Source organism: Kaistia algarum (assembly GCF_026343945.1).
Classification (GTDB): Bacteria; Pseudomonadota; Alphaproteobacteria; order Rhizobiales; family Kaistiaceae; genus Kaistia; species Kaistia algarum.
In genome coordinates this window covers 824,025-850,127 of record NZ_JAPKNJ010000001.1, presented here as the reverse complement: position 1 = coordinate 850,127, position 26,103 = coordinate 824,025, and the positions used below count along the sequence as shown (strand labels likewise).

Annotated in this window: 21 protein-coding genes; 14 read left to right on the top strand and 7 right to left on the bottom strand. The window is 62.1% G+C overall.

Going from position 1 to position 26,103, the window contains the following annotated elements:
* Nucleotides 1-3 precede the first annotated feature (3 nt).
* On the bottom strand, nucleotides 4-1,119 hold the full coding sequence (locus tag OSH05_RS04165; protein WP_407660344.1) for an acyl-CoA dehydrogenase: 1,116 nt from the start codon (nucleotides 1,117-1,119) through the stop codon (nucleotides 4-6).
* A gap of 593 nt (nucleotides 1,120-1,712) precedes the next feature.
* Here OSH05_RS04165 and OSH05_RS04160 point away from each other — a divergent pair.
* The 6 genes from OSH05_RS04160 (at nucleotide 1,713) to OSH05_RS04140 (ending at nucleotide 8,632) form a co-directional block, all read left to right on the top strand.
* A complete protein-coding gene (locus tag OSH05_RS04160) occupies nucleotides 1,713-2,927 on the top strand; it encodes an aminotransferase class I/II-fold pyridoxal phosphate-dependent enzyme (protein WP_104217438.1) in 1,215 nt (404 codons plus the stop codon).
* A gap of 9 nt (nucleotides 2,928-2,936) precedes the next feature.
* The gene (locus OSH05_RS04155; protein WP_104217439.1) at nucleotides 2,937-4,181 is read left to right on the top strand and encodes a glycosyltransferase; all 1,245 of its coding nucleotides are present in this window, start codon (nucleotides 2,937-2,939) and stop codon (nucleotides 4,179-4,181) included.
* An 88-nt stretch (nucleotides 4,182-4,269) separates the two neighbouring features.
* On the top strand, nucleotides 4,270-5,424 hold the full coding sequence (locus tag OSH05_RS04150; protein ID WP_165801452.1) for a methyltransferase domain-containing protein: 1,155 nt from the start codon (nucleotides 4,270-4,272) through the stop codon (nucleotides 5,422-5,424).
* Nucleotides 5,425-5,429: 5 nt separating this feature from the next.
* A complete protein-coding gene (locus OSH05_RS04145) occupies nucleotides 5,430-6,860 on the top strand; it encodes a glycosyltransferase (RefSeq protein WP_266352343.1) in 1,431 nt (476 codons plus the stop codon).
* Between the two features lie 78 nt (nucleotides 6,861-6,938).
* Nucleotides 6,939-7,547, top strand: coding sequence for a phosphoribosylglycinamide formyltransferase (purN, locus tag OSH05_RS25170; RefSeq protein ID WP_407660378.1), 609 nt, complete (start codon nucleotides 6,939-6,941; stop codon nucleotides 7,545-7,547).
* 152 nt (nucleotides 7,548-7,699) lie between these two features.
* Nucleotides 7,700-8,632, top strand: a complete 933-nt coding sequence (locus OSH05_RS04140) for a hypothetical protein (protein WP_104217443.1) — start codon at nucleotides 7,700-7,702, stop codon at nucleotides 8,630-8,632.
* Here OSH05_RS04140 and OSH05_RS04135 read toward each other — a convergent pair.
* From OSH05_RS04135 to OSH05_RS04125, 3 genes are all read right to left on the bottom strand, one after another.
* Complete coding sequence (locus tag OSH05_RS04135) at nucleotides 8,623-9,873, bottom strand: NAD(P)/FAD-dependent oxidoreductase (RefSeq protein ID WP_104217444.1); 1,251 nt, start codon at nucleotides 9,871-9,873, stop codon at nucleotides 8,623-8,625. The two genes, OSH05_RS04140 and OSH05_RS04135, sit on opposite strands and share 10 nt — an antisense overlap.
* A 34-nt stretch (nucleotides 9,874-9,907) precedes the next feature.
* Nucleotides 9,908-10,237, bottom strand: a complete 330-nt coding sequence (locus tag OSH05_RS04130; RefSeq protein ID WP_104217445.1) for a MocE family 2Fe-2S type ferredoxin — start codon at nucleotides 10,235-10,237, stop codon at nucleotides 9,908-9,910.
* 65 nt (nucleotides 10,238-10,302) lie between these two features.
* On the bottom strand, nucleotides 10,303-11,382 hold the full coding sequence (locus tag OSH05_RS04125; protein WP_104217446.1) for a fatty acid desaturase family protein: 1,080 nt from the start codon (nucleotides 11,380-11,382) through the stop codon (nucleotides 10,303-10,305).
* Nucleotides 11,383-11,537: 155 nt separating this feature from the next.
* On the opposite strand from OSH05_RS04125, the gene OSH05_RS04120 reads away from it, so the two are divergent.
* Complete coding sequence (locus tag OSH05_RS04120; protein WP_104217447.1) at nucleotides 11,538-12,575, top strand: LacI family DNA-binding transcriptional regulator; 1,038 nt, start codon at nucleotides 11,538-11,540, stop codon at nucleotides 12,573-12,575.
* A 62-nt stretch (nucleotides 12,576-12,637) separates the two neighbouring features.
* Here OSH05_RS04120 and OSH05_RS04115 read toward each other — a convergent pair whose 3' ends face one another.
* From OSH05_RS04115 to OSH05_RS04105, 3 genes are all read right to left on the bottom strand, one after another.
* Complete coding sequence (locus tag OSH05_RS04115; protein WP_266352050.1) at nucleotides 12,638-14,344, bottom strand: MFS transporter; 1,707 nt, start codon at nucleotides 14,342-14,344, stop codon at nucleotides 12,638-12,640.
* A 239-nt stretch (nucleotides 14,345-14,583) separates the two neighbouring features.
* Entirely contained in the window at nucleotides 14,584-16,929 is a 2,346-nt protein-coding gene (locus OSH05_RS04110) for a DNA translocase FtsK (protein ID WP_266352049.1), read from the bottom strand.
* Nucleotides 16,930-17,085: 156 nt separating this feature from the next.
* Nucleotides 17,086-18,114: a LacI family DNA-binding transcriptional regulator gene (locus OSH05_RS04105; protein ID WP_104217449.1), complete on the bottom strand. Its 1,029-nt coding sequence runs from the start codon at nucleotides 18,112-18,114 to the stop codon at nucleotides 17,086-17,088.
* 291 nt (nucleotides 18,115-18,405) lie between these two features.
* Between OSH05_RS04105 and OSH05_RS04100 the strand changes: the two genes are divergently transcribed.
* The 7 genes from OSH05_RS04100 to OSH05_RS04070 all read left to right on the top strand — a co-directional run bounded on the left by OSH05_RS04100 (nucleotide 18,406) and on the right by OSH05_RS04070 (nucleotide 26,089).
* Complete coding sequence (locus OSH05_RS04100) at nucleotides 18,406-19,509, top strand: Gfo/Idh/MocA family protein (protein ID WP_104217450.1); 1,104 nt, start codon at nucleotides 18,406-18,408, stop codon at nucleotides 19,507-19,509.
* Nucleotides 19,510-19,548: 39 nt separating this feature from the next.
* A complete protein-coding gene (locus tag OSH05_RS04095; RefSeq protein WP_104217451.1) occupies nucleotides 19,549-20,463 on the top strand; it encodes a sugar phosphate isomerase/epimerase family protein in 915 nt (304 codons plus the stop codon).
* A 104-nt stretch (nucleotides 20,464-20,567) separates the two neighbouring features.
* The gene (locus OSH05_RS04090) at nucleotides 20,568-21,533 is read left to right on the top strand and encodes an ABC transporter permease (protein ID WP_104217692.1); all 966 of its coding nucleotides are present in this window, start codon (nucleotides 20,568-20,570) and stop codon (nucleotides 21,531-21,533) included.
* Nucleotides 21,534-21,559: 26 nt separating this feature from the next.
* A complete protein-coding gene (locus OSH05_RS04085; RefSeq protein WP_104217452.1) occupies nucleotides 21,560-22,534 on the top strand; it encodes a sugar ABC transporter substrate-binding protein in 975 nt (324 codons plus the stop codon).
* A 56-nt stretch (nucleotides 22,535-22,590) separates the two neighbouring features.
* Nucleotides 22,591-24,126, top strand: coding sequence for a sugar ABC transporter ATP-binding protein (locus tag OSH05_RS04080; protein WP_266352048.1), 1,536 nt, complete (start codon nucleotides 22,591-22,593; stop codon nucleotides 24,124-24,126).
* Between the two features lie 18 nt (nucleotides 24,127-24,144).
* A complete protein-coding gene (locus OSH05_RS04075; RefSeq protein ID WP_104217453.1) occupies nucleotides 24,145-25,323 on the top strand; it encodes an aldose 1-epimerase family protein in 1,179 nt (392 codons plus the stop codon).
* A gap of 13 nt (nucleotides 25,324-25,336) precedes the next feature.
* Entirely contained in the window at nucleotides 25,337-26,089 is a 753-nt protein-coding gene (locus OSH05_RS04070; protein ID WP_104217454.1) for an SDR family NAD(P)-dependent oxidoreductase, read from the top strand.
* Nucleotides 26,090-26,103 lie beyond the last annotated feature (14 nt).

Here is a 26,103-nt window from a genome sequence, read left to right as displayed (position 1 = left end):
GCCCTAGAAGAACGCCTGCAGGCCGGTCTGCGCCCGGCCGAGGATCAGCGCATGCACGTCGTGCGTCCCCTCATAGGTATTCACCGTCTCGAGGTTCTGCGCGTGGCGCATCACGTGATATTCGATCTGGATGCCATTGCCGCCATGCATGTCGCGCGCCTCGCGGGCGATGGCGAGCGCCTTGCCGCAGTTGTTGCGTTTGATCAGCGAGATCATCTCGGGCGCCGCCTCGCCGGCATCGAGCAGGCGGCCGACCCGCAGTGAAGCCTGCAGTCCCAGCGCGATCTCGGTCTGCATTTCGGCGAGCTTCTTCTGGTAGAGCTGCATGCCGGCGAGCGGCTTGCCGAACTGCTTGCGGTCGAGGCCATATTGGCGTGCCCGCCGCCAGCAATCCTCGGCCGCGCCAAGCACCCCCCAGGAAATGCCGTAGCGCGCGCGATTGAGGCAGCCGAACGGGCCCTTGAGGCCCGAGACGCCCGGAAGCAGCGCGTCCTCGCCAACCTCGACATCCTCCAGAACGATCTCGCCGGTGATCGAGGCGCGTAGCGAGAGCTTGCCGCCGATCTTCGGTGCTGACAGACCCTTCGTGCCTTTCTCCAGGATGAAGCCGCGAATGGCGCCGTCATGCGCCGACGACTTCGCCCAGACAATGAAGACATCGGCGATCGGGCTGTTGGAAATCCAGGTCTTGGCGCCGTTCAGGCGGTAGCCACCGTCGATCTCGTCCGCGCGGGTGGTCATTCCGCCCGGATCGGAACCGGCATCGGGCTCCGTCAGGCCGAAGCAGCCGATCCACTCGCCGCGGGCGAGCTTCGGCAGGTAGCGCTGCCGCTGCGCTTCCGAGCCATAGGCGTAGATCGGATACATGACGAGCGAGGACTGCACGCTCATCATCGAGCGATAGCCGGAATCGACGCGTTCGATCTCGCGGGCGACGAGGCCATACGAGACATAGGAGGCGCCGGCCCCGCCATATTCCTCCGGAACGGTGACGCCGAGGAGGCCCGTCTCGCCCATTTCGCGAAAGATGTCGGGATCCGTCTGCTCTTCGAGATAGGCAGCCTCGATCCGCGGCGCGAGCCGGTCGGCCGCAAAGGCGGCGGCGGCATCACGGATCATCGTCTCTTCTTCATCGATCTGCGAACCGAACCGGAAAGGATCTTCCCAATCGAACCGCGAAAGGTCAGGCCTGTCCTTGGGCCGGAGGGAAGGGGAGAGGGGAGGGGAAGCGGCAGATTCGCTCATATCCAAGCTCGATTGGTGTAAATCCACGAGTGTCCATGAAGGACCGAATGTCGTTCGATCACCTATGACCCGATCATGGCCAATGCGCAACAATCGCGACCGCTCTGTGAGGGTTGGTCCTGCCCCGCTGCGAACGATGGACCAGGCCGTTTCTAGCGACGCTCTACCACTGTCAAAATTGCGCGAGGATGACTTGCCGGCTCTGCCGCGTGGAAATATTTCCCGCGTAAATATCCGTGTTGACAGAGACCTGCGCATTGGCGCCCCAGGCGGGCTATCTGCGCAACTTTCTGTGAGATTCCGTGTAAATATTGCAATTATCCTTTGGTTGTTTGAACCAGAACGTTACCAAGTTGTCCAAGCTGCGGATGGCTTTCAATGCATACGGCCTTGCGCCAGCCTTGGGTGCTGTACGGAGTGTTTCGCCGGGGGGCGATGTGGGAAGCACTGAAGAGAGGGGAAGGCGCATGCATAAGCGCCAGCTCGACGATCTTGCGTTGTTTGGCGGAAAGCCGCTGTTCGGGGAATTGCGCCATGTCGGCCGGCCGAACATCGGCGACCGCGACCGCTTCATGCAGCGGGTAGAGGAGATGTTCGATCGGCGCTGGCTGACGAATAATGGTCCCAACGTCGTCGAATTCGAAGAGAAAATAGCCGCTCTCACGGGCGTGCCGCATGTTATCGCCGTTTGTAACGCGACGATCGGGCTGGAGCTTGTCTTCCGCGCGCTTGGCCTGAAGGGCGAGGTGATCGTTCCGGCCTTCACTTTCGTTGCGACGGCGCACGCCTTGAACTGGCTGGGTATCGAGCCGGTGTTCTGCGACATCGATCCGTCCACACATACGATTGACCCGGCCGCAGTCGAGAAACTCATTACCCCGCAGACGACGGCTATCGTTGGGGTTCATACATGGGGCCGCGTCTGCGATACCGAGGCACTCGCTGAAGTGGCGGGGAGGCGCGGGCTGCGGCTTGTGTACGACGCGGCTCATGCTTTTGCCTGCGGGCATGATGGCGTGATGGTCGGCTCGTTCGGCGACGCGGAAGTTTTCAGCTTCCACGCGACCAAGTTCATGAACTCGTTCGAGGGTGGCGCGATTACGACTCGCGATCCAGTGCTGGCAGACAGGATTCGCCGAATGCGGAACTTCGGTTTCTCCGGCCTCGATAGCGTTGCAAGCGCGGGAACCAACGGCAAAATGACCGAGATCTCCGCGGCGATGGGGATCACTTCGCTGGAGAGCATCGACACCTTCATCAGCGTCAATAAGCGCAATTACGATCAGTACAGCGAGGCTGTCGCCTCAGTGGACGGATTGAAGCTGTATGAGCTGCCGCTGGAGGGCCTCACGAACTACCAGTATGTGGTGATTGAGGTCGACAAGGCGCGGACGGGCCTCAGTCGTGACGAGATCACCGAAATTCTATTCTCCGAGGGCGTGATCGCCCGCCGCTATTTCTTTCCGGGCGTCCACAATATGGAGCCCTACAAATCCCGTTCGGCCGGCAATGCCCCCCGTCTGCCGATTACGGATGCGTTGGTAGGAAAGGTACTGCAATTGCCCACCGGGACGGCGATGTCCGAAGCCGACATTGCTGCGACAACGGATCTTCTACGGTACATTATCGAAAATCATGCCCCGATAGCGGACCGACTTCGTGTCAGACATATGGCTTCGTAAGAACCGATCATGAGCACCAGCTCTTCCCCCATGGTCAGCGTTATATTGCTGACTTACAATCACGAGAAATTTGTCCGTCAGGCGCTCGACAGCATAGAGTCACAGAGGGTCAATTTCGAAACGGAGTTGATAATATCCGAGGATTGTTCGACTGACGCGACGCGCAGCGTTATTGATACGTTCCTGAAGGAATATAAAGGCAAGGTCACTCTTCTCTATTCAGACGTCAATCTTCACAGTGCGTTTGTCGGAACCAGAGCGCTGGATGCGGCTTCTGGAAAATATGTGGCCTATCTAGACGGCGACGACTACTGGGCGTCGGACTATAAACTCCAGCGCCAGGTCGAATTCATGGAGCTCCATCCGGATTGCGCCCTGTCGCATCACGATGTCGCTCGGGTGGACCCAAGCGGAGCGGTACTGCGCCTGATGCCCGGGGTGCAGCGGACGGCAACAATCGATGATCTGATCGAGGGCAACTTCATCCAGAGCTGCTCGTCGATGATTCGCCGTTCGGCGGTCGAAAGGCTCCCGGATTGGCTCGTCGGCTTGCCGGTTCTGGATTGGCCACTTTATATGCTCGCTGCGGAACACGGCACGATCGGTTGGATCGAGGGGGTTCTGGCGCATTATCGTATTCACGACGGCTCGGTGTGGGCGACGACGACGTTGGCGCGCCAATGGGCGGGATCCATCGCCTTGCTGGAAGTTCTCGAAGCGCATTTCGGCGAGGGCCGAAGGTCTGCGTTTGCTGCCAGCCGCGCCAATTTGGTTCGTCAACTGCAGGACGCTTTGGCCCATGACGAGGGACGCGGCGTCGGCGAAATGGTCGCACGGGAGCGAGAGCTCGCTGCAGTCGAGAGGGCTGAAACAGCCGTCGCAGCTTCCAGATCCGCAGCGGCCGAGGCCGAGCAGCGCGCTTTGATGGCGCTGGGTCGGGAAGCTGCGGCTCTGGCTCTGGTCGTACAGAAAGAACACCATACTCTACAGTTACAATATCAATTTTCTCAACAAGAACAACGTTATGTCGAGCGCGAGCAGCAGCTGCAGCGGCAGCACGCCGATTGGGTGCGAAGATCGGACGACGAGCGCATGGTCTGGCGCGGCGAGACGGATCGCCTTGTGGCGCTGCTGAGCGAAAACAGTCACCTCCTGCGACGTGAACGTCGAACCGGGAGGCGCCTTCTCGGGATCGGCGTGGCTCTCCTCGCGGTGCTCAGCGTGGCGGTGATGTGGCTCGCTTTTGTCTCATAATGTCTCTTGTTTCGCTGCCATCGATGATGATAGCGCCAGTCTGGTTGAGATGACCGGCAGGGCGAATCCCACCAGGAGACAATTTCAGATGAACAAGCATGGACTCTCTGCTGAGGCGCAACTGCTGGGTAAGCTCATGGTGACATCGGCGACCGAGTCCGAGTTTGTCGCTCGATTTGTAACAAGAGGATTCGGTGCTGAGAGCGAAGCAAGGCGGATGTTCCAGGCTGCGGTGGCGTCCGGCCTGATCGCGCCGATCGGCGCAAACGTTCAGCCAAATGACTATTCCGAGACCTACGCAACGTGGCGGTCTCAGCGAGGCATGATATCCGATCACGCCCGCACGACCACATTTCGACGGGGTATCGAAGCCCTTTGCACTCCCGATACAGTGGTCATTGACGTCGGTTCAGGGTCGGGCATCTTATCGCTATTCGCGGCTCGGGCGGGCGCCAAGCAGGTCTATGCTCTTGAACTTACAGGCATGATCGAAGACGCAAAGCAGATCGCCGCGGACAACGGTTACGCAGATACGATACAATTCATTCGCGGCGATGCATCCGAATTTCAGTGTCCTGAGCCCGCGACTCTCGTCTTGGGCGAATGGGCCGGCATGTTCCTGATCGATGAGCATAGGCATTATGATGCTTTTTGCTCCGTCAGAGATCGGTGCCTAGCTCCAGGCGGAGCGGTGCTGCCCGGCCGCGCGTCGATGTTTCTGGCGCCAATCGACAACTCCCAGCTCAGTATCGAACGCGGTTTCGGCTTCTGGAAGAACCCGATCCATGGCTTTGATTTCTCGGTTGCGGCGCGTCGGTTGGCGGAGTCGTCACGGCGCATTATCGCGGAAGTGCGATCAAGCACCCTCCTGGGCGAATATCAGATCGCATCGATAGACTGCACCAAAGGAGATTCTCGCGACTTTTTCTTTGAGACGGAATTTGAGCATCACTTCACCGCACCGTCGGCCTGCCAGGGGTTCGCGGGCTATTTCAATCTGGAGCTTGCTCCGGGCATTTTGGTTGATACCTCTCCATACGCCAAGTTTACTCACTGGCAGCAGTCATATTTCCCGATCGAAGAGCTATTTCTGTCTCGCGGGGAAACGCTGGTTGTCAGGGTCAAGACGTTTCTGGATCCGATACTCTCTACGGTCATGATGGAGCTAAAAATCTTCATTCCCACGAGGGATACGGGGCCAGTTCAGTCTTACACATATCCGATCAACAATATCTATTCGTGATCGTGATGGAAAGTCTTTGTGTCGTCGACGAGCTCGTCGCAAGAGATGATGCCGTCATAAATGGCGGCATAGGAATTACTGTTGTTCTCGTGACTTATAATCACGAGAATTATATTGATCAGGCATTAGCTGGTATTTTTTCTCAGGAATTGGACGTTGAGTTCGATGTTGTCATTTCTGACGACCTATCGACTGACGGTACCAGGACCGTAATACAGAAATACATAGATCGTTATCCAGGCCGGATCGAATTAATTGTCTCAGACAAAAATTTGAACGATCAGGAAGTTAGTACGCGAGCTATCAAGGCTGCAAAAGGAAAGTATATTGCGTTCCTGGACGGGGATGACTACTGGATCTCCAGCGAGAAACTGCGTCGCCAGTTCGATTTCATGGAGGCCAATCCCGATTGTGCTATCTGCTACCATGATGTCGCGCGCGTAACGGACGATGGCGAAATCGTGCGGGTCATGGCAGGAACGCCGGGGCGTGCGTCGATCGATGATATCATCATGGGAAATTTCATTCCCAGTTGCTCGAGTTTCATTCGTCGGTCGACGATAGCCCACACGCCTGATTGGATCCGTGAATTAGATGCGGGCGATTGGGCCTATCATGTCGTTGCCGCTGAATCGGGCTGGATCGGGCACGTAGAGGGCGTGCTGGCGCATTATCGGATCCACGATGGTGCGGCATGGTCCACGTTGCCGCTGATCGAGCAGTGGGTTCGCACGCTTTCGATGTTGACGCGGATGGAACGACATCTGGGGGAGCGCCACCGCGACGCCTTTTTCCACAGCAGGATCAATTTGGTATCGCATATTGTCGCTTCGCTCGATCGCGACCGTCACCTCTCCAGTTCTGAGGTCCAGCGCTTCGAGGCGGATCAAGCCAGGCTGCAGGAAGAGTCTGCCCGTGCGGCGCATATGCAGTTCGAGGTCTCGGAAGCAAACCAGCGTCTGAAGACGGCACTCGACCTCCTTCGAGAGATGACGCTGGAGGGCTCTCGTCGCGTGGACCGTGCTGTCGATGTGGCGCGGTTGGTGACTGAACACGCCAATCGGCTCACAAGCGAGGTGCAGGCGAGGGAGCTAGCGGCTGATGAGCGGGAGCGAGCGGCGAGGGAAGCGTTACGAGATGTCGAAATCCGCAGGCTCAAAGAGGCCGAAGCTGCCGAGGAGCGCGTCTCGCATTTGCTTCAACAGATGTCGGTGATGGGTGAACAGGTTCATAGATTGGAGGCTGATCGCTACTCGCTCGCGACTCAGCATTCGCAGCTGGCGGGTCAACTTGGTGCGGCTATGGCGGATGCTGCTGGTATGCAGCGGTCCGTTCGACGCATCAGGCGTCGCGAGCGCGCGGTTGTTGCGGCTGCAATGTTCTTCGCACTTATGCTTCTGATCGAGGCGGTTTTGCGGTCTGGCTTGTTTACGTAGTGTCGTTGCGTCGAGCGTGATTTCTCTGACGAGGATATCTTGATTAGGATAGGAATTATCGCATCGACAAATGGCTCAGTGTATCGAACGGCTTGCCGCTTACCCTATGTTCGTGAACGCATTGCTATCGTTGTATCGGATCGCGAATGTGGCGCCACTCAGTTTGCTGCGCAGATCGGGCACGAGACGCAAATTGTCCCTCATCGGGGTGGGGAGCTATTTTCCGATGCGGTTCTTGATTTGCTCGTTGCCAGTCAGATTGATCTCGCTATCAGCTTCTACACGCGTCTTTTTAGGGGCCGATTGCTCGATGCCTATGAAGGCCGGTTAGTCAATTTCCATCCTTCGATTCTACCGGCCGCAGCGGGGACTGACGGCTTCGGCGACACCATTCGCTCCGGTTCACGCTTCATTGGCAGTACCGTGCATCTGGTCGACGCGGGGATCGACACGGGGCTTCCAGTGCTTCAAGCCGCGGTGCCAAATGATCCATCCGTATCTCTGGTTCGTAGAAGGCACATAGTATTTTTGCAGCAGTGCAAGTCACTTGTGCAGATAGTCCGGTGGTACGAAGAGGGACGAGTGCGTAGCGATGGCGGACAAGTGCTTGTGGACGGCGCCCGATACGAGCCATCGGAATTCTCACCGAACCTGGATTTCGCAGAGGCTCTCGAGTTCTCGGCCTAGCAATAATCAGGCGCCGAGTTGCCGAAAGGCGACGAAATGTCTTCTCGCTTTCCGCATCGCCGATAGCCACTGTTTCAAGGGTCGGCCGAGGCGTATCTTCACCCGTAAATTTGGCAAACCAGTCGGTCCCCTGGCGCGAATGTGTGGGACAGATGTGCGACGGTGACCAGGTCGAGGCATTCGGGTACCGCTCCCACTCCTACGCGCGATCTTTTGGCGAGGCATCCGAGATCATCGCTTTGCCTCGATCAGGAGGTCATCTGATCGCGCGCTCCGTTGGACCCGGCCTTGCGGATCTTGCCAGCGTCTACCCCATCTTCTGCTGTCAGGATTGGAGCGGCCTCGCTGACGATATTCGTGCGCTAAAGGGATCTTTCGTCTCCGCTACCATCGTCACCGATCCATTTTCCGCACCGGACTTGCCCGATCTGCTTGAGGGGTTCGACATCGTCCGGCTGCTGCACGAGCATTACGTGGTGGATCTTAAAGCTGGGGACTCGGCCTATCCCAGCCGTCATCATCGTAGAAAGCTCAGATCCTTCTGTGGGGAAAATGATATTCGTATAGAAAATTCGCGCTTGGATTCTGATTATCTAGATCGATGGGTCCTGCTGTATCAGTTCTTGGTCGATAGAAAACAGATAACTGATGTTCGAACGTTCTCTCGCGATGTCTTTGAGCGACAGATGGGCGTGCCGGGTCTGACGGTTTTTTCAGCGTGGCGCGACAATGATTTGCTTGGATCCGACTGGTATTTCCAGGACGGCGATAATGTCTACGCACATTTGTCAGCGTATTCGGATGCGGGGTATGAGCGAGCTGTATCCTATCCGCTGATGCAGGCGGCGATCGAATATTTTCGTCCGATCGCCAAATTTCTCACGTTAGGCGGGGTTCCTGCCGGTGCGGCAACGAACGGGTTGGCCTATTTCAAAGCGGGTTGGGCGACTCGCGTTCTTCCGACCTATCTGTGTGGCGCGGTGCTTTGCGAGGCGGAATTCCTACGGCTCAATGGAGGCATTTCGCCTATCGCCGACGGCTATTTTCCTCGATACAGGCAGGGCGAATTTGCGGGTCAGGATTGACCGGCAGGCGCTAGGAACAACGTTTTCAGCTTCACGTTGGGATCCCCAAGCGCCCCCCGATCCGGCTTCGCCCGCCTCGCGATCATCATCTCCGCGAGCCGAATATCCTTCGCAATCTTGCCGTTCGGCCCGATCGCGCTGGCCGCGAGCAGACGGCCGTCGGGGGCGAGACGGAAGCGTATTTCGCTTGAGTCGCCAAGATCGCGGATGATCGTTTCACTGCCTTCGTCGGGGAGACCGGCGATCTGCAGCGTGAGGTCGTACTGGTCCGACCAGAACCAGGGTACGGCGTCATAGGGTTCGCTGGCGCCTAGCATGGATCGCGCGGCGTGGTTGCCCTGGTCCTGCGCGTTGCGCCATGCCTCAAGGCGGATGCGCCGGCCGCCATAGAGGGCGAGCGGGAAGGAGCAGCAATCGCCGGCAGCGAAGATGTCGGGATCGCTGGTCTGGAGGCGCTCGTCGGCCTTGATCCCGTTCTCGATCGCGAGCCCCGCCGCCTCGGCGAGCTCCGTCTCGGGCACGGCGCCGATGCCCGCGATGATGCCATCGCACGGGACGCGCTCCCCATCCGAGAGAAGGACGGCGTGACCTGTGATGTCGCCTTCGATCCGCTCGATGCCAGCACCGAGGATCAGCCGCACTCCGGCCGCCTCATGCCGGGCTGCGATCCGGGCGGCCATGTCGGCCGGTACCGCGCGGGCGAGCAGGCGCGGTGCCATCTCGATCACCGTGACGTCGCAGCCGCGCAGGCGCGCCGCCGCGGCAAGCTCGAGCCCGATGAAGCCGCCGCCGATCAGGACGAGCCGGCTTCCGGGCATCAGGCGGCTGCGGAGCGCCAGCGCCTCCCTGAAGGTGCGCAGATAGAGGACATTGTCGGGACCCGCGCCGTCGAGGCGCAGACGCCGCGCCTTGGCGCCGGTCGCCAGCAGAAGCCGGTCATAGGGGAAGATCGCGCCGTTCGCCGTCGTGACGGTGTGGCCGGCGCGGTCGATGGAGGTGGCCTCGGTTCCATGGACAATGGCGATGTCCTGTTCCGCCAGGCGAGCCTCGGTATGGATGAACGGGGCCGCCGGCTCGGACTCGGCAGCCAGAACGGACTTGGAAAGCGGCGGCCGCTCATAGGGCAGGTGCGGCTCGTCGCCGATGATGGTGACGGTTCCGGCAAAGCCGTTCTCGCGCAGCGCCATCGCCGCGCGGGCGCCAGCCTCGCCGGCACCGATGATCAGCATTCTCCCGGTCATGACGACGCCGCGTTGGAGGGCTGGGATCCGTGCTTCAATCGATGCCGATCCAAACCCGGCCATCCTCGACCTTGACCGGATAGGTTCTGAGGTTGACGCAGACCGGCGCGCCCTTGGCCTCGCCCGTGCGATAGTCGAAGCGGCCATTGTGCTTCGGGCATTCGATGATGTTGTCCATCACCAGCCCATCGGCGAGATGGACCTTCTCATGCGTGCAGAGCCCGTCCGTGGCAAAGTAGGCATCATCCGGCGAGCGATAGAGCGCGAAGGTGCGGCCGTCATGGTCGAAGCGGATCACGTCCTCCTCGTCGATATCGTCGCGGTCGCAGGCGTCGATCCATTGCGATGCTGTGGGGGCAGCCATGGGATTCCTTGAGTTTGTCGCGAAGATGCGCCGGCACCCCGAACAGGGCCGGGGGCGGCATAGGGCTATTCAGCGGCGATCAGCCCTGGCGGCGGCGAACCGAGCGGCTCGACATGGCCGGGGAGGGGGCGCTTCACATACCAGCCGGGCTCCCGACGCTGCCGCAACAAGGCGGGGACGATTTCCTTGTAGGCGTCCCAGCAACTCGTATAGGGCGGCGGGCAGTCGGCCTTGATCGCCGCGTGCAGCCTCGGCAGAGCGTGATAGGGCACCATGGGGAACATGTGGTGCTCCACATGGTAGTTCATGTTGAGATACAGGAAGCGGAATACCGGGTTCATGTAGACCGTGCGGCTGTTGAGCCGATGGTCGAGCACATCCTCGTCGAGGCCGGCATGCTGCGTCAGGCCGAAGAATACCCCCATGAAGCAGCCATAGAGCGTCGGAAGACCGATGAACATCGCCGGCAGGATGCTGCCGATCGCGAAGCACCAGACGATCACGGCCGCGAAAATGGCGAGATAGATCCGGGCAACGCCATAGACCTTGTGCTGTTCGGACTCCGGAATGAACGTCTTCTCTTCCTCGGTCAGCCGTCCGGTCGCATGGATGAACAGCTTCTTCATCGTCGCCCAGGTGCTCTTGACCGCAAAGAACTGGACGAGGATGCCGAGAATGTCCGGCGGGCGCTGAACGCCAATTTCCGGGTCGCGGCCGACGATGATCGTGTCGGTGTGGTGGCGCGTATGGCTCCAGCGCCAGACCGTCGGCTCGCGCAGGATCATGAAGCAGGCGATCTGATAGACGGCGTCGTTCATCCATCGCGTCTTGAAGGCGGTGCCGTGGCCGCATTCATGCCAGCGTGAATCGGATGCCGAGCCGTAGAGGACGCCATAGACGATGAAGAACGGCACGGCCCACCAGGTGCCCCAGAACCAGTAGCCGCCGAAGCCGGAGGCGGCCAGCAGGGCGAACCAGAGCAGCGTGTCGCGGATCGCCGGGCCGTCGGAGCGCTTCATGAACTCCTTCATGGTCTTGCGGTCGACCGGACATTTGTACCATTCGGCGGTCGCAAGGCCCCGCTCCACCGCCCGGCGGGAATCGAGACCTATCAGCGAATAATCGCGCAATGCCGGCTGGGCCATTGATTCTCCATCCCTTCCTCTGCCGGCTCGTCGTATCGACGGTCGGTCTCGTTTGGAGGAAGTGTAGTCAGTGATCCTCCTGTACTCAATCGGGGTGTGATAGAACCTATCAAGCCAGATCAAGGCAGACAGAAGCGGGATTGATAGAATCCATCATGGATCGAGGTTCCAGGCGTCCGACGATCGCCGACGTCGCACGGACCGCCGGCGTCGGCATTGCCACGGTTGACCGCGTCCTCAACCGGCGCGCCGAGGTGCGCCGCGACACGGCCGAGCGCGTGCTCGCCGCCGCGGAGGCGATCGGCTATCACGGCGCCGGCCTGCTGCGGCGGCGGATCGAGGAGACGGTCGAGAGCCGCACCTTCGGCTTCCTGCTGCAGCGAAAGGGCGACGCGTTCTATCGGCAATTGGCGGCCGCGCTTGTCGAGGCGGCGCGCGCGCTTCCCTCCTTTCGTGGCAAACCGCTGGTCGAGTTCGTCGACGATATCTCGGCCGAGACGGTTGCCGCTGGCCTCCTGTCGCTCGGCGGCCGCTGCGATGCCGTGGCAGTGGTTGCTGCCGATCACCCAAAGGTCGCCGCGGCGGTCGCCTCGCTAGGCGCCAGAGGCGTCAGGGTCGTCACCATGCTGTCCGAACTGTCGGGCGGCGTGACGTTCGGCCATGTCGGTATCGACCACAGGAAGTCCGGTCGGACCGCTGCCTGGGTCATTTCTAAGCTCGCACGACGGCCCGGACCGGTCGGAATCTTCGTCGGCAGCCATCGCTTCATAGGTCACGAACTCTCGGAGATCAGCTTTCGCAGCTATTTCCGCGAACATGCGCCGGAATTCCGCCTGCTCGAGCCGTTCGCGAATCTGGAGGAGCCGGCGCTGGCGCATGAGGGAACGCTGGAACTGCTGCGGCGCAATCCGGACCTCGTGGGCATTTATGTCGCCGGCGGCGGAATGGCCGGGCTCGTCTCGGCGCTGCGCGAGGCGAGGGCCGGTCATCACATCGTGGCCGTCTGCAATGAGCTCATCCCGGAGACGAGGCTGGCGCTCATTGACCAGGTAATTGATGCGGTAATCGCTACGCCCGTGCCCGAGCTCGCCAGGGCAACGGTGGCGATCATGGCGAATTCGATCCGCTCGTCCACCGAAGGAGAGCCGCCGGTGTTGCTGCCGTTCGGCTTGTACGTTTCGGAAAACGTCTGAGACCCGGAATCGAGCGGGCCACCCGAAGGCGGCCCGCTGATATCTTCGCAACGCGTGGCGTCTCAGTCGCCGGCGTAGATGTCCCGGTTTTTCGTCTCCGGTATGAACAGGACACCGATGACGAAGCAGGCGGCGGCGATCACGATCGGGTACCAGAGCCCGAAATAGATATCGCCAGTCTGTGCCACCATGGCGAAGGCCGTCGCCGGGAGCAGTCCGCCGAACCAGCCATTGCCGATATGATAGGGCAGGGACATCGACGTGTAGCGTATTCGGGTCGGGAAGAGCTCGACCAGCGCCGCTGCGATCGGGCCATAGACCATGGTCACGTACAGGACCAGGATGAACAGCAGCCCGATGACCGATGCCACCTGAGGTCGGAAGATGTCGAACGGGTTCGACATCTTGATGATGCTGGCGTCACCGGCCTTCGGGTAACCGGCCGCCTGCAGGGCGGCCAGCATCGTCTTGTCAAAGGCCGCCTTGGCAGCCTTGACGTCGGTCTGCCCGGCCGGATCGAAGGCCGGGAATTCCTGGCCGTTGATGACCATCTTGACCGGCGTGCCGGCCGGCGCCTCGGTCGTCGTATAACGGATGGAGTTCTTGGCCAGGAAGTCACGCGAGACATCGCAGGGTGCGGTGAAGACCCGCGTGCCGACGGGATTGAACAGCTTGCCGCATTCGGCCGGGTTGGCAACGACGCTGACCTGAACGGTATCCAGAGCCTTTTCGAGCGCCGGATTGGCCTTCGTCGTGATCATCTGGAACAGCGGGATATAGGTAATCGCTGCGATCAGACAGCCCACCATGATGATGGGCTTGCGGCCGATCTTATCGGACAGCCAGCCGAAGAAAACGAAGAAGCCGGTGCCGAATATCAGGGACCACGCGATCAGAAGGTTAGCCGTATAGCCATCTACCTTCAGGATCGATTGCATGAAGAACAGCGCGTAGAACTGTCCCGTGTACCAGACGACGCCCTGGCCCATGGTGAGACCCAGCAGGGCCAGCAGCGCGATCTTCGCATTCGACCATTGCCCGAAGGCTTCCTTGAGCGGCGCCTTCGAGGCGGTGCCGTCTTCCTTCATCTTGAGGAACGCCGGGGACTCATTGAGCTGCAGGCGAATCCAGAGGGAGATTCCGAGCAGAACAACGGAAACGAGGAACGGGATGCGCCAGCCAAACGACGCGAAAGCCTCCTCGCCGAAGAGCGTTCGCGTGAACAGGATGACGAGAAGCGAAAGGAAGAGTCCCAGCGTCGCCGTCGTCTGGATCCAGGACGTGTAGAAGCCGCGGCGGCCCTGCGGGGCGTGCTCGGCGACATAGGTCGCCGCACCGCCATATTCGCCGCCGAGCGCGAGGCCCTGCAGCAATCTGGCAGCGATCAGGATGATCGGGGCCGCGACACCGATCGAATTGTAGCCCGGCAGCAGGCCGACCACGAAAGTGGAAAGGCCCATGATCAGGATCGTCACCAGAAAAGTATATTTTCGCCCCACCAGATCGCCGAGCCGACCAAATACCAGCGCACCGAAGGGGCGTACCAGGAACCCGGCCGCGAAGGCGAGAAGCGCGAAAATGTCGGCGGTCGCCTTGGGGAATTGACTGAAGAACTGGGCGCCGATGATCGTCGCAAGCGAGCCGTAGAGATAGAAATCGTACCACTCGAATACCGTGCCGAGCGACGAGGCGAAGATCACTTTCTTCTCGCCCGCCGTCATCGGCCGCACCCGATCGGCTGTCCCTTTTGAAGTCGTTGCAGTTGCCATGGTCCCTCCCGACTGTCTGGCAGAAGCAGCGTATCGTCGTGAAAATCCCCCGCGCGATCTCCGGCGAACTAGTCTGCGTATCTAGCCACGTAGACGAGTTGTCCCCATCGATTCATGATCGAAGTCAAATCGCACACGGATCATCTGCCGAGTCGCACAAACCGGCAACGTAAACGAATGTGGCGCCGCAGCATCGGTATGCTGCGGCGCCACGAAAACTGAAACGATGGGTTCGATAACTATCGGTTGTCGCGGAAGATTTCGCGTTTCCCCGCATGGTTGGCTGCGCCGACAATGCCTTCCTGCTCCATGCGTTCCATGATCGATGCGGCCTTGTTGTAGCCGATCTGGAGGCGGCGCTGGATGTAGGAGGTCGAGGCCTTGCGGTCGCGCAGGACGATCGAGACCGCCTGATCGTAGAGATCGCCGCTGTCGTCGCCGAAGGAACCTTTGTCGAACACGGCGCCTTCTTCGGATGCCGCCGGCGCCGGAGCCGGGGAATCCTCCTCGTCGTGCGTGACCTCGTCGAGATATTCCGGCCGCGCCTGCAGCTTCAGATGCGCGACGACCTGCTCGACTTCGTGATCCGAGACGAACGGGCCATGCACGCGGGTGATGCGGCCGCCGCCGGCCATGTAGAGCATGTCGCCCTGGCCGAGCAGCTGCTCGGCGCCCATTTCGCCGAGAATGGTGCGGCTGTCGATCTTCGAGGTCACCTGGAAGGAGATGCGCGTCGGGAAGTTGGCCTTGATCGTGCCGGTGATGACATCGACCGAGGGGCGCTGCGTTGCCATGACGATGTGGATGCCGGCGGCGCGGGCCATCTGGGCGAGGCGCTGGATCGCGCCTTCGATGTCCTTGCCGGCGACCATCATCAGATCGGCCATCTCGTCGACGATGACGACAATATAGGGCAGGCGGGAGAGGTCCATGACCTCTTCCTCATAGACCGTGTCGCCCGTCTCCTTGTCGAAGCCGGTCGCGATCTGGCGCGTGATCACCTCGTCGCGCTCGGCTGCCTCGGCAACGCGGGCGTTGAAGCCGTCAATGTTCCGGACGCCGAGGCGCGACATCTTGCGATAGCGCTCCTCCATCTCGCGCACCGCCCATTTCAACGCCACGACGGCCTTGCGCGGATCGGTGACGACCGGGGTCAGGAGATGCGGAATGCCGTCATAGACGGAGAGTTCCAGCATCTTCGGGTCGATCATGATCAGCCGGCAGTCCTCGGGCTGGTACTGATAGAGCAGCGAGAGGATCATGGTGTTGATCGCCACCGACTTGCCGGAACCGGTCGTCCCGGCGACGAGCAGATGCGGCATCTTGGCGAGGTCGGCGATCACGGGTTCGCCGCCAATTGTCTTGCCGAGGCAAAGGCCGAGCTTGGCCTTCGCCGCTGCGAATTCCTGGCTTGAAAGCAATTCGCGCAGCCAGACTGTCTCGCGCTTGGCATTCGGCAGTTCGATGCCGATGACGTTGCGACCTTCGACCACGGCGACGCGGGCCGAAACCGCGCTCATCGAGCGGGCGATGTCGCCGGAAAGTGCGATGACGCGCGAGGACTTGGTTCCCGGCGCCGGCTCCAGTTCATAGAGCGTAACGACCGGCCCCGGATTGGCGTCGATGATCTCGCCGCGAATGCCGAAATCGCGCAGGGTCTGCTGCAGCGTCACGGAGTTCTTGTTGAGAAACTCCTCCGAGAGCTCGAAGTCGGGCTCGACCTCCGGCGGCTCGGCCAGAAGCTCGAGCGGCGGAAATTCATATTCGTCCGAAGCGCCGCGCACGCGCTCCTGGCGCGGCGGCAGGCTCTCGTTTACCGGTGTCGGCGCGACCTCGGCGGCATGCGCTGCAGCCGCTGGCGCCACCGTGCGAGGCTCCGGTGCGTCGGCGACGGGCCAGTCGAACGAGACGCGGACCGAGGCGCGCAATGGTGCCTCGATCGGCAGGATGCTGGGCGCGGCCATCTCGCGATCGCGGATTTCTGCTTCGGCCGCGGCCGCACGCGCTGCGGCGCGGCGCTGCTCGATCGGCGACAAGGGCCGTCGCTCGTCCTTGACGATGTTGCGCGGCGGTGGCGCGACGACATCTGTGCGGATCATGCGGGCGACCTTCTGCACGCTGATCGGCGGTGTCGGACCCGCCGGCTGTGCTGCCGGCGGTTGGATAGCAGGAGCCTGCACCGCGGCGGCCGGCGGGGGAACCGGCTGAACCGCTACCGGTGGCGCCGTCCTGGGCTGCGCGGCGCGAGGCTCGGCCTCGGTCGTCGCCGGCTGGGCAGCGACGGCCGGTCGTCCTTCCGGCTCCGATTCGGCTGCGCGCGGGCGCATCAGATAGTCGGGCGTCCGCGTGAAGCGGGTCGTCGGCGTATAGGTGAAGGGGCGCAGCCAGCTCGGCACGGTATCGAGCGTGGCGGCTTCGATGGCGTCCGAAAGCGATGGCTCGATTCGGGTGGGATTCGGCGTCGCCGCGGCGGCTTGCGGCTTCGGATTCCCTCGCTCCAGCGGTCGATCGCCCGGCGAAGCAGAACGGTTCCGGTCGGGATCGTTGCCGTCGTTCGAAAAGGGAGGCCGCGTGGAAGATCGCATGTTTCTCGGTGCCCTGGCTCGGTGTCTTGCCCGCCGTCTGCTGGCCCCTCAAGGGATAGGAAGTCAGCGTTAACGAAGCGTTGTAGCCATGACTCGAATTGTGTCTTTCCCCAGGGTGTTGCAGGCCTGTAACGGGTCCGGGGAGGCACGGAAAGCCTAGGTTTCCGGGATGTTTTCCTTGAAGATCGCCTGGATGCGGATCGAGGGTCCGCCCGGACGGTCGTCGCCGCGTGCCGCCCGTGCCAATCGATCGATCGCCTCGCGCGCTTCGACCCTCGGATTCTGGTCGATGACGGCGTCCATCACGCCGGAGATCAGGAAGCGCCGCGTGAACTCGGTCAACTCATGTCCGATGAAGACGACCGACTTGGCGATGCCCGATTCGGTGAGCGCTCGCGAGATGCCGCGGTTGCCGGCACCGATGTTGTAGATGCCCGCGAGATCCGGGTGTCGCGCAAAAAGCGAGGAGGCCTCGCGATAGGCGCGCTCCGTATCGTCCCGCACCTCGCGCAGCTCGACGATGGAAAGTCCGGGATATTCCTCGTCGAGAATGTGCCGGAACCCCATCTCGCGCTCTTCATGGCCGCGATAGGACAGCGATCCGGCGAAAAGTGCGACCTTGCCGGTTGCGGTCCGAAGGAATCGGCCCAGCAGGTGCCCGGCAAGCCGGCCGGCGGCGCGGTTGTCGATGCCGACATAACCGACGCGCGGCACATGGCTGATGTCGGATATCAACGTCATCACGGGAACACCGGTGCCGGCCAGCGAGCGAATCGCCTCACGCACCACGGGGTGGTCGAGCCCGATGAGCGCGACGCCTTGGCTGGCCCCGTGGAAGGCGTCCAGCTTCCGCGCCAGTCCTTCTGGATCGAAGCCTTCGATCGAGTGGATGCGGAGGCGGATATCAGGGCGGACGGATGCCGCCTCGGCGAACTGCGCCGAGAGATTGTTGATGAAAGTGTTGCCGCCGCCCGGCAGCACGATATCGAGCGCCACGACGTCGACCAGCTCCGCCGCCTGGCCGACCAGTCGTGGTGTCTCTTCCGTATAGCCCAGCCGCTCGGCCACGCTGAGAACGCGATGGCGCGTTCGCTCCCGCACGCCCTCCCGCGCATTCAGAACGCGGTCGACGGTCGCCGTTGAAACTCCGGCCTCTCTGGCGATGTCGGCGAGCGTGGTGCGCATGCGTGCATTCCCTGATGGGCGACGTTCCGATGTTCCGCCGTCTTATGGAATGGATGATGGCAATGATTGAAAATGATGTCAATTCGATCGGCCATGATGGCGATCGCGATGTCGTCGCTCTAGGCCAGATAAATAAATAAAATCAAATTGATAATCTAAAAGTCAGGCACCTTCTCCTTTTGTTGCATTGCATCAAGCTAATGATGCATCGCATCAAAGGTTGACATCGAAAGAAATCAACATCAATCATTCGGGCAATGCAGGCGCCAAGCCTGATCGAGGGAGGATGGAATGTCCGACGCCAAATCACCCGATTCCCTGGGCTTCGCGCCCGATCCGGAAATCCGCGTCAAAGATTTGAAGATCGGCGCCATCGGTGCCGGCATGATCATGGCCGAGTGCCACCTTGCCGCCTATCACGAGGCCGGCTTCCCGGTCGTAGCTATCGCGTCGCGCAGCCAGGACCGTGCCGCGCAGGTGGCCGCGCGCTGGGGCATTCCGAAAGTTCACGCGACACCGCAGGAACTCATCGAGGATTCCGATGTCGAGATCGTCGACATCGCGTTTCCGCCGGACCAGCAGCCCGATCTGATTCGTCTGGCGCTGAAGCAGCCGCACATCAAAGGCATCCTGGCCCAAAAGCCGCTGTCGCTCACCCTCGATGAGGCGATCGCGCTCCGCGATGAAGCGACGGCGGCGGGCAAGATCCTCTCGGTCAACCAGAACATGCGCTACGACCAGTCGATGCGCGTGCTGAAGCAGATCCTCGATCGGGGCGAACTCGGCGAGCCGGTGATCGCGACCATCGATATGCACGCGATCCCGCACTGGCAGGCTTTCCTGGAGGACTATGACCGCCTGACGCTCGCCAATATGAGCGTGCACCATCTCGACGTGCTGCGGTTTTTGTTCGGCGAGCCGACCGAGATCTATACGGCGGCCCGCAAGGATCCGCGGACGACGTTCGAGCATAAGGACGGCATCACCGCCTCGACGATCAAGTTCGCATCCGGCGTCTTCGCCGTCTCGCTGGAGGATGTCTGGTCGGGCCCCCGCGAGGAAGGTTTCGACAGCGACGTCTACATCAAGTGGCGCGTCGAAGGCACGGAAGGCGTGGCGCAGGGAACGATCGGCTGGCCGACCGGGGCGGTCTCGACGCTGACCTATGCCTCGAAGCGCACCACCGGCGGCAAATGGGTCACGCCGAGTTGGGAGAGCATGTGGTTCCCCCATGCCTTCAAGGGCGTGATGGAGCAACTGCAATATGCGGTGAAGAACGGGACGGCCCCCGAGCTCTCCGTCGCCGACAATGTGAAGACCGTCGCGCTCATCGAGGCGGGCTATCGCTCGATGGCGGAAGGGCGCGCGGTCAGGCTCGACGAGATCAAGGTCTGACACTTCGACGAAAATCGTAACTCAGGGAGGAGTTCGGTCATGCTTCAGGTTGGAATTTTCACGGGGTATTTCCCCTATAGTCTCGAAGAGACGGCAAAGAAGATCCGCGCGCTCGGCTTCAACACGGTCCAGCTTGATCTCCATTTCAAGGATGTCGACCTTTCCGCCGGCCAGATCACCAAGGAGAAGGCGAAGAAGGTGCGCGACACCTTCCGCGACCACGACCTGCCGATCTGCTGCATCTCCGGCTATACGAACATCATCCACCCCGACAAGGACGAGCGGGCCCGGCGGGTCGGCTACCTCAAGGAGATCATCCGCAACGCGCGCGATCTCGGCAGCCCTTACGTGATCTCGGAGACGGGCACCTACAACACCGAATCCGACTGGGTGCACGATCCCAAGAACAAGACCGAGGAAGGCTTCGAGGTCTGCCGGGAGGTCATCGCCGACCTCGCGCAGACGGCCTATGACCATGGCGCGACCTTCCTGCTCGAAACCTATGTGAACAACGTCGTCGGCTCGGTCGAGGAGACCGTGAAGATGTTCGCGCAGGTCGATCATCCCGGCCTCGGCCTGTTGATGGATCCGACCAACTATTTCGAGACGCACAACATCGACCGCATGGATCCGATCCTGAACCAGGTGTTCGACACGCTCACCGACAAGATCAAGATCGCCCATGCCAAGGATGTGAAGCGCTCGGGCGACGACAAGAGCGAGAAGCACGCCGACATCGGCGACGAGGATGCTCTCGAAAGCCACACCTTCCGCGGCGTCGGCGAGATCGAGCTGCCCGCCCCGGGTCTCGGCTCGCTGAACTACGATCTCTACCTGAAGCGCCTCGCTGAGAAGCACCCCAACATCCCGATCATCATCGAGCATCTCTCGGAAGACGACGTGCCGCGCGCCAAGAAATTCCTCGACGGCAAGCTCCGCGCCCACGGGCTCTGAGCCGCGCGAAACCCATACCGCGAACATCAATATCCCCGGGCGTCGTCGGCGCCCGGGTCTCCAACTGAGAAGCGAAGATGACCAAGCCTGATATGGGAACGATGATGACCGCGCCTGAACCCGGCCGCGACTTCTCCATCGGCCGGATCCTGCGCCAGCGCGAGGCCTCCGTCGCGCTGATGATCATCGCCGTGGTGATCTTCCTCTCTTTCGCCAATGAATATTTCCTGACGCCGCGCAACATTCTCAATGTCGGCCGTCAGGCCTCGGTCGTCGCGATCGTGGCGCTAGGCCAGGCGCTCGTCATCATCGCGCGCGGCCTCGATCTTTCGGTCGGCTCCGTGCTCGGCCTGTCCGCCGTTGTCTCGGCCTTCGTAGCGCAGGCGACCGGCAATCAGGTCCTGGCGCTCGGCGCCGGCCTCGGCACGGGCATCGTCGTCGGTCTCGTCAATGGCCTCCTGTTCACGCGGCTCAACATCAACCCATTCATCGCGACGCTCGGCACGCTGTCCGTGGCGCGCGGCCTGGCGCTGCTGTTCACCGGCGGTATCCCCATTCCCTATTCGGGCTGGGCGCAGTGGCTTGGCGCCGGCAAGATCGTCGAAGTGCCGGTCTCGCTCATCCTGATGCTGCTACTGGCCCTCATCTTCCACATCTTTGCCACGCATACCCGCATCGGCCGCAATATCTATGCGATCGGCGACAGCCCTAAGGCGGCACGCCTCGCCGGCATCGACGTCGAAGGCACAAGGCTCCTCGTCTTCGTCCTGTGCGGCCTGCTCGCCGGCCTTGGCGGCATCATCCTCGCGGGCAACCTCGCCAGCGCCAATCCGGACCTCGGCCGCGGCTATGAGCTTGATGTGATCGCCGCTGTCATCCTCGGCGGTACGGCGCTGTCGGGTGGTCGCGGCACGATCTATGGCGTCGTGCTCGGCGCGCTGTTGATGGCGCTGCTCGGCAACGCCTTCGTTCTGCTTGGCATTTCGGCCCACTGGCAGGTGGTGACGAAGGGCCTTGTGATCATCCTTGCAGTCGGAATCGACGGCTTCCGACGCGGCAGGGAGGAGTGAGTTCGCCGTTGGGAAGGGAAACTGAAATGAAGCTTACACGACGCACTCTGCTGCTGGGCACCGGCGCCGCGCTGCTGTTCGGCTCGGCGGCAATCGCCCAGGAGCTGCCGCAGGGCGGCACTGTCAAGGCGAATGACAATACCAAAGGTCCGCAGCGCATCGCCTTCATGGCATTCCAGAACAATCCGTTCTGGATCCCGGTGACCGAAGGCGCCAAGGCGGCCAAGGACTATCTCGCCAAGTTCAACACGACCGTCGACTATGTCGATCTCGGCGACACGCTGTCGGCCGAAGTGGTGATCGCCGGCATCGAAAGCGCGATCGCTCAGAAATATAACGGCATCGTCATCGTGCCGGTCTTCGACGGCACCGAGCGCGCCATCAACGAGGCGGTGGCCCAGGGCATTCCGGTCGTCAACATCATCGCGGAAGGCAACGCCCCATCGGACCGGCTGCTGTTCATCGGCCAGGACGCGAACGCGGCGGGCGCGCAGCTCGGCGAGTTCATCGGCAAGAAGCTCGGCGGCAAGGGCAAGGTCGGCGTCATCACCGGCTATTTCGGTGCCGCGCAGCACACCAATCGCATGAACGGGGCGGTCGATTACCTGAAGAAGAACTATCCCGACATCCAGATCGTCGGTCCGTTCGAGAACCAGGACAAGGCCGAGATCGCCTATTCCCTCGTCCAGGACATGTACACGGCCAATCCCGACCTGAGCCTCGTCTATGTGACGGCCGGCGGACCCTTCGGCGCGGCCAAGGCGATCAAGGACCTCGGCCTGACCGGCAAGGTCGGCGTCGTCGGCTTCGATCATACGCCGGAGAATGTCGAATATCTGAAGACGGGCGAGATGTGGGCGCTGATCGACCAGGCCCCGTTCCAGCAGGCCTTCGATTCGACCGTGCTGCTCCACAACTACCTCATCGACGGCAAGGCGCCGGCCGAGAAGGTCATCGCCGTCAAGGGCAACATCCTGACCCCCGACGGTCCGCTGAAGTAATCGCCGTCTCGGGAGGCGCGGCGGCAGCGCCGCGCCTCGTTTTCCGAAAGAGTTCCATGAACGCCTCTCTCCTCAAGATCTCGCGGCTCGAAAAGTCCTTCGGCCCCGTTCGGGTGCTGCAGGGCATCGATCTCGACATGGAGCGGGGCGAGGCGATCGGCCTGATCGGCGAGAATGGCGCCGGCAAGTCGACCCTAATGAACATTGTTTCCGGCTCGCTTCAGCCGAGTGCCGGCAGCCTTGCCTTCGAGGGACAGGACATCGTCATCCAGTCCGTGCGGCACGGCCGCGAACTCGGCATCCGTTTCGTCCATCAGGAGCTCTCGATCATTGGCGCCCTGTCGATCGCCGAGAACATGTTCCTCGGCGACTACAAGGCCGGCCGGTCCGGCTTCATCAACCGCCGTGAACTCGGGGTTGCGACGCGCGCCGTGCTGGAGCGCGTCGGGCTTGCGCATCTCGATCCTTGGATGGAGGCCGGGCGGCTCAGAAGCGGCGAACAGCAGCTGATCGAAATCGCCAAGGCGATCGTCGAGCGCCCGAAGCTCCTCATCCTGGACGAGCCGACATCGTCGCTGACCCCTGTCGAGGCGCAGCGTCTGTTCGATCTCGTGTGCGAGCTGCGCGCCGAGGGCGTCGGCGTCATCTTCATCACGCACCGCCTCGAGGAGGCGCTGGCGAATTGCGGCCGCGTCGTGGTCCTTCGCGACGGCGTGCTCATCAGCGATCGCAAGACCGACGAGACCAGCAAGTCGCAGCTGATCCTCGACATGGTCGGCAAGGCGGCGACATTTGCGTATCGCGGCGGTACGCGGACGCCGGGCCCGACGCGCCTCTCCGTCAAGGGGCTCGCCGACGAAGATCATCTGAGCCCGATCGACATGGAAGTGCGCGCCGGCGAGGTCGTGGGCCTGTTTGGTCTCATGGGCTCGGGCCGGACCGAATTCCTCGAAACGCTCTATGGCTATCGCCGCGCCCGCTGCGGCGAGGTCCGGCTCGACGGCGCCCTCCTGTCGCGGGCCGGTGCCGACAAGTCCGTGTCGTCCGGTCTGTTCATGCTGCCGGAAGGGCGGAAGATCCAGGGCATCCTGCCGACCCATTCGGTCCAGTCCAACATCACCATCGCGCGCCTTCCCGCGCTCACCCGTCTCGGCTTCGTCGCCGAGGGGGCGGAGAAGGCCGACGCGGCGCGCATGGCCCGCTCGCTCAACATCCGCATGGGTGACATCCGCCAGCCGATCACCAGCCTCTCAGGCGGCAATCAGCAGAAGGCGCTCTTTGCGCGCGCTTTGCTCGCCGAGCCCAAGGTGCTGCTGCTCGACGAGCCGACGCATGGCGTCGATGTCGGCGCCAAGGCGGAAATCTACGACATCGTCCACCGCCTCGCCGAGAGCGGTGCGGGCGTTCTCTTCGCCTCGTCCGAGCTGCCGGAGATCATGGCGCTCGCCGATCGCTGCGTCGTCTTTGCCGGCGGCCGGGTCGCGGGAACGCTGGAGCGCGCCGCGATGACGGAAGACGCCATCCTTCATCTTGCCTTCGACTTCTCGCAGGGCGGCGATGCCGCTGCCGCGATGCCGGTCGGGCCAGCCTAACGACAAGGGAAACAACACATGGTGCAGCTCTTCGGGAAGACGCTGACGCGGCGGGAGATAGCGGCAAGCTCCGGCGCCCTGGCGCAGTTCGCGGGCGTCCGGCTGATGACGCTCGGCGACGGGCTCGAGCGCGGCATCCGCATGCTGGAATTTCGCACCGGCACGGGACTGCGCTTCACCGTCCTGGTCGATCGCGCCATGGATATCGCCGATTGCGACTATCGCGGTCAGGCGATTGGCTGGAACTCGCCGGCCGGGTTCCGCAGCCCCTATCTGCACGAATATGAGGGCGAGGGCGGCCTTGGCTGGCTGCGTTCCTTCTCGGGCCTGCTGGTCACCTGCGGGCTCGACCATATCCTCTTCATGTATGACGAGCCGGCCGACCACTATGTCTACGGCCCGCGCCAGACGGTGAGCCACTCGATCCATGGCCGGGTCGGCACGATCCCCGCGCGCCTCACCGGCTATGGCGAGGCCTGGGACGGCGATGAGTGTACGCTGTGGGCGGAAGGCATCGTCCAGCAGGCGACCGTCTTTGGCGAGGATCTGCACCTCATCCGTCGCATCGAGGCCAAGGTCGGATCGAACGAAATCCAGATCCATGACCGCGTCGTCAATCACGGCTTCTACAAAACGCCGCACATGTACTGCTACCACATCAATGCCGCGGCGCCGCTGCTGGAGGAGGGCGCGCGCTACGTTGCCCCGATCGAGGACGTCGTCTGGGCGGCCCATGCTGGCGAGGCTTATCGCCAGCAGGGCGTCGGCTACCGGACGATGCCGTCGCCGCAGCTGAACTTCCACGAACAGGTCTGGCAGCATGAATTGAAGGCCGATGCGGCTGGCCTCGTTCCTGTCGCCCTCGTCAATGACCGCCTCGGCCTCGCCTTCGAGGTAGAAACGCGCAAGGACCAGTTCCCCTGCCAGTATGAATGGCAGAACCTTCAGTCGGGCCAATATGCGCTTGGGCTCGAACCCTCCACCAACCACGTTCTCGGCCACAAGGGCGCACGTGATCGCGGCGAGCTGATCTGGCTGGAGCATGGCGAGGAGCGGCGCTACGACACGGTCTTCCGCATCCATGACGGCAAAGCGGCGCTGGCCGGCCTGGAAGCAAGGATCGCGGCGATCGCCGTCCAGCCTTCGGAGGAATACCCGGCGCCCTCGGGTAACCACCGCAAGATCGCGGGCCGCTGAGGACGATGCCGAGATGACGATGGCGAACAGGACCATTCTCTATACCGGCGCGGCAGGCGGCCTTGGCCTGCCGTCCACGCTTGCCTTCCTCGCGGCAGGGGCGACCGTGGTCGCGGTCGATCACGACCCCGCGAAGGTCGCGGCGCTTCGTGCGGCGGCCGACGCCGCCGGTCATGGCAAGCTTGTCGTGGCGGCCCTCGAAATGTCGGACCTCGGCGCCTTCCGTGCTTCGCTGGAGGCGCTCTCGGCCGAGGTCGGCGGCTTCGATATCGTCATCAACAATGCGGCGATTTATCCGTCCAAGCCCTTCGAGGACTACACGATCGAGGAGCATCAGGCCGTCCAGCGGGTCAATGTCGACGCCGGCATCGTCTGCGTGCAGGTCGCGCTGCCCTCAATGCGGGCGAAGGGCTTTGGACGGATCATCAACGTTGCCAGCGTCACGCTCTCCGGCGGCTGGGCCAATCTATCCCCCTATATCCAGTCCAAGGGCGCCCTCGTCGGGCTGACGCGGGCCTGGGCGCGCGAATTCGGGGCGTATGGCGTGACCGTGAACGCGATCTCGCCGGGCGCCTTCCCGACCGATGCCGAGAAGATCCACCCCGATCCGGAAGGCTACAATCGCCACGTGCTCGAGCGGCAGGCGGTGAAGCGGCGCGGCGATCCTTCCGATATCGCCAATGCGCTGCTGTTTCTCTGCTCCGACGGCGCCGGCTTCATCACCGGGCAGACCCTCAACATCGACGGCGGCTGGTGGATGACGTGATGGTCCGTCATGCC

Bases quoted from the DNA above. Each gene is read 5' to 3' on its own strand.
- OSH05_RS04165 (WP_407660344.1), bottom strand. From the start codon at position 1,119: ATGATCCGTGATGCCGCCGCCGCCTTTGCGGCCGACCGGCTCGCGCCG.
- OSH05_RS04160 (WP_104217438.1), top strand. From the start codon at position 1,713: ATGCATAAGCGCCAGCTCGACGATCTTGCGTTGTTTGGCGGAAAGCCG.
- OSH05_RS04155 (WP_104217439.1), top strand. From the start codon at position 2,937: ATGAGCACCAGCTCTTCCCCCATGGTCAGCGTTATATTGCTGACTTAC.
- OSH05_RS04150 (WP_165801452.1), top strand. From the start codon at position 4,270: ATGAACAAGCATGGACTCTCTGCTGAGGCGCAACTGCTGGGTAAGCTC.
- OSH05_RS04145 (WP_266352343.1), top strand. From the start codon at position 5,430: ATGGAAAGTCTTTGTGTCGTCGACGAGCTCGTCGCAAGAGATGATGCC.
- OSH05_RS04140 (WP_104217443.1), top strand. From the start codon at position 7,700: ATGTGCGACGGTGACCAGGTCGAGGCATTCGGGTACCGCTCCCACTCC.
- OSH05_RS04135 (WP_104217444.1), bottom strand. From the start codon at position 9,873: ATGACCGGGAGAATGCTGATCATCGGTGCCGGCGAGGCTGGCGCCCGC.
- OSH05_RS04130 (WP_104217445.1), bottom strand. From the start codon at position 10,237: ATGGCTGCCCCCACAGCATCGCAATGGATCGACGCCTGCGACCGCGAC.
- OSH05_RS04125 (WP_104217446.1), bottom strand. From the start codon at position 11,382: ATGGCCCAGCCGGCATTGCGCGATTATTCGCTGATAGGTCTCGATTCC.
- OSH05_RS04120 (WP_104217447.1), top strand. From the start codon at position 11,538: ATGGATCGAGGTTCCAGGCGTCCGACGATCGCCGACGTCGCACGGACC.
- OSH05_RS04115 (WP_266352050.1), bottom strand. From the start codon at position 14,344: ATGGCAACTGCAACGACTTCAAAAGGGACAGCCGATCGGGTGCGGCCG.
- OSH05_RS04110 (WP_266352049.1), bottom strand. From the start codon at position 16,929: ATGCGATCTTCCACGCGGCCTCCCTTTTCGAACGACGGCAACGATCCC.
- OSH05_RS04105 (WP_104217449.1), bottom strand. From the start codon at position 18,114: ATGCGCACCACGCTCGCCGACATCGCCAGAGAGGCCGGAGTTTCAACG.
- OSH05_RS04100 (WP_104217450.1), top strand. From the start codon at position 18,406: ATGTCCGACGCCAAATCACCCGATTCCCTGGGCTTCGCGCCCGATCCG.
- OSH05_RS04095 (WP_104217451.1), top strand. From the start codon at position 19,549: ATGCTTCAGGTTGGAATTTTCACGGGGTATTTCCCCTATAGTCTCGAA.
- OSH05_RS04090 (WP_104217692.1), top strand. From the start codon at position 20,568: ATGACCGCGCCTGAACCCGGCCGCGACTTCTCCATCGGCCGGATCCTG.
- OSH05_RS04085 (WP_104217452.1), top strand. From the start codon at position 21,560: ATGAAGCTTACACGACGCACTCTGCTGCTGGGCACCGGCGCCGCGCTG.
- OSH05_RS04080 (WP_266352048.1), top strand. From the start codon at position 22,591: ATGAACGCCTCTCTCCTCAAGATCTCGCGGCTCGAAAAGTCCTTCGGC.
- OSH05_RS04075 (WP_104217453.1), top strand. From the start codon at position 24,145: ATGGTGCAGCTCTTCGGGAAGACGCTGACGCGGCGGGAGATAGCGGCA.
- OSH05_RS04070 (WP_104217454.1), top strand. From the start codon at position 25,337: ATGACGATGGCGAACAGGACCATTCTCTATACCGGCGCGGCAGGCGGC.